This window comes from Streptomyces sp. adm13(2018), assembly GCF_008042145.1.
Classification (GTDB): domain Bacteria; phylum Actinomycetota; class Actinomycetes; order Streptomycetales; family Streptomycetaceae; genus Streptomyces.
Genome location: NZ_RDBH01000106.1, coordinates 1 through 4,970 on the forward strand (window position 1 = coordinate 1; position 4,970 = coordinate 4,970).

At 72.3% G+C, this 4,970-nt stretch carries 4 protein-coding genes; all 4 read right to left on the reverse strand.

Features of this window, described 5'->3' with window-relative positions:
* A partial coding sequence (locus EAO70_RS09630; protein WP_148002595.1) for a LacI family DNA-binding transcriptional regulator occupies positions 1–985 on the reverse strand: 985 nt, incomplete at its 3' end.
* Between the two features lie 176 nt (positions 986–1,161).
* On the reverse strand, positions 1,162–2,214 hold the full coding sequence (locus EAO70_RS09635) for an ABC transporter permease (RefSeq protein WP_261992778.1): 1,053 nt from the start codon (positions 2,212–2,214) through the stop codon (positions 1,162–1,164).
* Positions 2,211–3,185, reverse strand: coding sequence for an ABC transporter permease (locus EAO70_RS09640; protein ID WP_148002596.1), 975 nt, complete (start codon positions 3,183–3,185; stop codon positions 2,211–2,213). Before EAO70_RS09640 ends, EAO70_RS09635 begins: the two co-directional genes overlap by 4 nt.
* Positions 3,182–4,927: a sugar ABC transporter ATP-binding protein gene (locus tag EAO70_RS09645; protein WP_148002597.1), complete on the reverse strand. Its 1,746-nt coding sequence runs from the start codon at positions 4,925–4,927 to the stop codon at positions 3,182–3,184. Before EAO70_RS09645 ends, EAO70_RS09640 begins: the two co-directional genes overlap by 4 nt.
* Positions 4,928–4,970: the final 43 nt, after the last annotated feature.

Consider the following 4,970-nt stretch of genomic DNA (forward strand, 5'->3'; position numbering starts at 1 on the left):
CCACCAGCTCGTACCCGGGGCTGATCCTTCGCGGCTCGGACATCGGGCCCCCGCCGAGGCGCTCGACCAGGCGGTCCACGGCGAGGCGGGCGATGGCGTGCTTGTCCGGGGCGACCGTCGTCAGGCTGATCGCGCCGAAGCGGGCCTCCTCGATGTCGTCGAAGCCGACCACCGCGATGTCCTCGGGGACGCGGAGTCCGCGTTCGGTGAGCGTTCGCAGGGCTCCGAGGGCGATGAGGTCGTTGTACGCGAAGACCGCGTCGGGCCGCTCCCCCCGGTCCAGCAGCTCCGCCATCGCGGTCGCGCCGTCGGACCGCCCGTAGCCGTCCGTCGCGACCACGAGCGCCTCGGCCGGGTCCAGGCCCGAGGCGACCAGCTCCTCCCGCCAGCCGCGCAGCCGCAGGTGTGCCGGCTGCCGCTCGCGACCCGTGCGGGAACCGAGGAACGCGATGCGGCGGCGGCCCAGGCCCACGAGGTGGCGGACCGCCTCGCGCGCCGCCGCCACGTTGTCGATGGCGATCTGGTCGTACGGCGCCTCGTACTCCCGCTCGCCGAGCAGCACGAGCGGCGAGGTCTCCTGCCGGGCGACCAGGTCCGCGGTCTCCAGGTGGATGGGGCTCAGGATCAGGCCGTCGATGACGTGGGAGCGGAACTCCTGGCAGACCAGCAGTTCCCGCTCGCGCAGTCCCGCCGTGTGGTCGACGAGGACGGTGTAGTCGTGCTGGGCGGCGGCGTCGATGATGGCGCCCGCCAGTTCGGCGAAGTACGGGTTGCCCAGCTCGGGCACGGCGAAGGCGATGATGCCGGTACGCCCCTTGCGCAGGTGCCGGGCGGTGAGGTTCGGCCGGTACCCGAGCTCGTCGATGGCCTGCTGCACCTTGGCGCGCATCTGCGGCGTGACGTGGGGATAGTTGTTCACGACGTTGGACACGGTCTTGATCGACACGCCCGCCCGCTGCGCGACGTCCTTGAGGCTGACGCCCACGGCACTCCTCTGCTTCGGCTCCGGATCCGCTGGGGATCCGCTCTGGATCGACGATGGGTCTGGCGGGTGGGGCCCGGGACGCCCGGGGCGGGGGTGCGGTCCCGCCCCGGGGACGTGCCCGGACCGTGCCCGGACCGCCGGCGGACCGGGTGGGGCCGAGCAGGATCCGTCCCTCGTCAGACGGTACTTCGGCCCCGCGACAGGTAGCGCTGAGCGACCACCACGAGGATGAGGAATCCACCGCTGACCACCGACTGGTACGAGGAGTTGAGCGTGCCGATCTGGTTGATCAGGTTCTGGATCACCGCCAGCAGCAGGACGCCCCACAGGGTCCCGCTCACCGACCCGGCGCCGCCGACGAGCAGCGTCCCGCCGATGACGACGGCGGCGATCGCGTCCAGCTCCATGCCCGCGCCGATGATCGTGACGCCGGAGGAGAGCCGGGCCGCGTTGATCGCTCCCGCGAGACCCGCGAGCAGTCCGCTCAGCAGGTACACCGTCACCTTGGCGCGGGCCACGGGCAGGCCCATCAGGGTGGCCGCGTCGCTGCTGCCGCCGACCGCGAACAGCGTCTGGCCGAACGACGTGCGCTGGAGCACCAGCCCGCCCACCGCGAACAGCACGAGGGCGACGAGGATCGGGTAGCCGAAGCCCGCCACGCTCCCCTGGCCCAGCTCGGCGAACGCCGAGCCCTTGGGCACCAGGTACGTGGTGGCGCCCTCGTCGGTGAGGGCGAGCAGCAGCCCCCGGGCCCCGAGGAGCGAGGCCAGCGTGACGATGAAGGGTGCCATGCCGGCCCGGGCGATCAGCAGGCCGTTGACCAGCCCGATCGCCCCGCAGACGACGAGCGGGACGAGCAGGGCGGGCAGAATGCCCCACTGCGACGCCCAGGCGGCGAGCACACCGCCCAGGGCGAAGACCGAGCCGACGGACAGGTCGATGCCGCCGGTGATGATCACCAGGGTCATGCCGAGCGCGACGACGGCCAGGAACGAGGCCTGCACCGTCACGCCCCGCGCGTTGTCCAGGGTGGCGAAGGTGGGATAGACGAGGGAGGCGATCACGACGACGAGCAGCAGCACGGCGAGGACGCCCTGGCGCTGTACGAGCGCGGCGAGCCGTTCCCGGCCGGAGACGTCGGCCCGCCCGCGGTCGGCGGCGCCGTTCTTGTGGGGCGCGGAGGGCGCGGTGCCCGTGCCCGGAGCGGCGAGCGAGGAGGTGGGGTTCATCGGGATCGGCGCTCCCGTGCGACGTAGACGGCGGCGATGATGATGACCGCCTGGGCGATCTGGGCGGTGGAGTCGGGCAGGTCGTGCTTGACGAGCGTGGCGCGCAGCAGCTGCATCAGCAGCGCGCCCGCGACGGTGCCGAGCACCCGGATGGAGCCGCCGCTGAGCGGGGTTCCGCCGACGACCACGGCGGTGATGGCGGACAGCTCCATGAGGGTGCCGAGGGACGAGGGGTCGCTCGCGGTCAGGCGCGCGGTGGCCAGGACGCCCGCGAGGGCGGCGAGGACGCCGCACAGGATGTACACCCCGGTCAGCACCCGCTTCACGGGGAGTCCGGAGAGGGCGGCCGCGGACCTGTTCCCGCCGATCGCGACGACCTGGCGTCCGAACGTGGTCCGGTGGACGAGGAAGGCCACCGCGAACGCCAGGACGACGGCGATCAGGACGACCAGTGGTATGCCGAGGACGCTTCCGGTGCCCAGCGACAGCAGGTCCGGGTTGACGATCTGCTTGAGCCGGCCGTCCGCCACCACGAGCGCGAGGCCGCGTCCGCCGACGAACAGCGCCAGCGTGGCGACGATGGGCTGCAGCCCGACGACGGACACGAGGGCGCCGTTCACCGCTCCGACGACGGCGCCGGCGAGCAGCGCGATCAGCAGGGCCGGGACCAGGCCGTAGCCCAGGTACAGCGGCAGCAGAGCCGTCCCGAGGGCCATGACCGACCCCACGGAGAGGTCGACCCCCTCGGTCCCGATCACCAGCGCCATGCCGAGGGCCACGATGACGATCGGGGCGACCTGGATGAGCTGGGTGCGGAGGTTGTCGACGGTGAGGAAGTGCTCGGTGAAGAACGCGTTGAACAGCAGGAGCGCTGCCACCGCCGCGTACACGCCGTACTCCTGGAACCAGGCCGGGGCACTGCGCCGCGCGGCGGCGCCGACCGGGGGCGCGGCGGTCACCTGGGTGGTCATCGGAGGTCCTCCTCGGCGTCTTCGGCGCCATGGGCGGCCTGGGCGGCATGGGCGTGATGGGCCGTCGTGCCGGTGGTCTTGGTCACGGCGGTCCCGGCCGAGACTGTCCTGGTGGCCGGGGCCTCGGTGTTGGTGGGTTCGGTGGCCCCCGTTTCGGCGGCGGGTGGTGCGGGGTCCGGTGAATGGTCCGCGAGTACGGCCAGCAGTTCGCTCTCCGAGACCTGGTCACCGGTCAGTTCACCGGCCGTCGCCCCGTTCCTGAGGACGACGATCCGGTCCGAGCCCTCGACCAGTTCCTCGATGTCGGAAGAGATCAGGAGGACGGCCAGGCCCTCCTGGGCGAGTTCGTCGATGAGGGCCTGGACCTCCGCCTTGGCCCCGACGTCGATCCCGCGGGTGGGCTCGTCGAGCAGCAGCACCTTCGGTTCGAGGCAGAGCCAACGGGCCAGGAGCACCTTCTGCTGGTTTCCGCCGGACAGTTCGCCGACCTTCTGCTCCGGGCTGGAGGCCTTGATCCGCAGCCGCTTCATGAAGATGTCGACGACGCGGTCCTGCTGCGCGCGGGAGACGATGCCCGCCCGCGAGAGACGGGGCAGCGCCGCGAGCACGATGTTCTCGCGCACCGAGAGGCCGGGCACGATGCCCTCCGCCTTGCGGTCCTCGGGCAGCAGGCTGATCCCGGCGCGGATCGCGCTCGCGGAGGAGAACCGTTCCAGCGGCGCGCCGCCGACCGCGATCCGCCCCGCCTCCAGCGGCAGGGCGCCGGCGAGCGCCTTCGCCGTCTCGCTCCGGCCCGAGCCCAGCAGACCGCCCAGACCCAGCACCTCCCCCGGGTGGAGTTCGAGCGAGATGTCGTCGAGCTGGTGCCTCCTGACCATGCCGGTCGCCGTGAGGACGGGCTTGCGGGCGATGTCGTGCCCCTCGGCCGCGAAGCTCGTCGTGCCGTGCCTGCGGACCTCGGACAGCTCCCGGCCCAGCATCATGGAGACCAGTTGCATCCGGTCGAGCGCCGCCAGGTCGCCGGTGTGGATGTGCCTGCCGTCGCGGAGCACCGTCACCCGGTCGCAGATCCGGTAGAGCTCGTCCATCCGGTGGCTCACGTACACGACGGCGATGTTCTGCCGGCGCAGGTCGCCGATCACCCGGAACAGCGTTTCGACCTCGCGCGGTTCCAGGGAGGAGGTGGGCTCGTCCATGACGACGACGTCGGCCCGTACCGACACCGCGCGGGCGAGCGCCACCATCTGCTGCGCGCCGATGCCCAGGGTGTGCAGCGGGCGGCGCGGGTCGACGCGGACGCCGAACCCGTCGAGGAGGGTCGCCGCCTCGGCGTGCATCCGGGAGAAGTCGATCAGCCGGAGGCGGGTCCGGGGTTCGCGGCCGAGGAAGATGTTGCGGGCCACGCTCATCAGCGGAACCAGGTTCACCTCCTGGTAGATCGTGGAGATGCCGGCCTGCTGTGCCTCGAAGGGGCGCGAGAAGTGGACGGGACGGTCCGAGAGCAGCAACGCGCCGCTGTCCGGCCGGTGGACGCCCGTGAGCACCTTGATCAGGGTGGACTTGCCCGCGCCGTTCTCACCGACGAGCGCGTGGGTCTCGCCGGCGCGGAGTGTGAACGACACGTCGTCGAGGGCCACGACGCCGGGGAATCGCTTCCCGACGCCGCGCGCTTCCAGCACCGTCGGCGCGAGCGACGGCTCGGTGCCGTTCGCCGCGGACGGGGCCGCTTCGGGGGGTGCCATGGGCGTGGCCTTCCGGAGTTGTTCGTGAGGGTGGGGTGCGTGG

What these genes read in the sequence shown, in the direction of transcription:
- EAO70_RS09640 (WP_148002596.1), bottom strand. Translation starts at nt 3,185, where the DNA reads ATGACCACCCAGGTGACCGCCGCGCCCCCGGTCGGCGCCGCCGCGCGG.
- EAO70_RS09635 (WP_261992778.1), bottom strand. Translation starts at nt 2,214, where the DNA reads ATGAACCCCACCTCCTCGCTCGCCGCTCCGGGCACGGGCACCGCGCCC.
- EAO70_RS09645 (WP_148002597.1), bottom strand. Translation starts at nt 4,927, where the DNA reads ATGGCACCCCCCGAAGCGGCCCCGTCCGCGGCGAACGGCACCGAGCCG.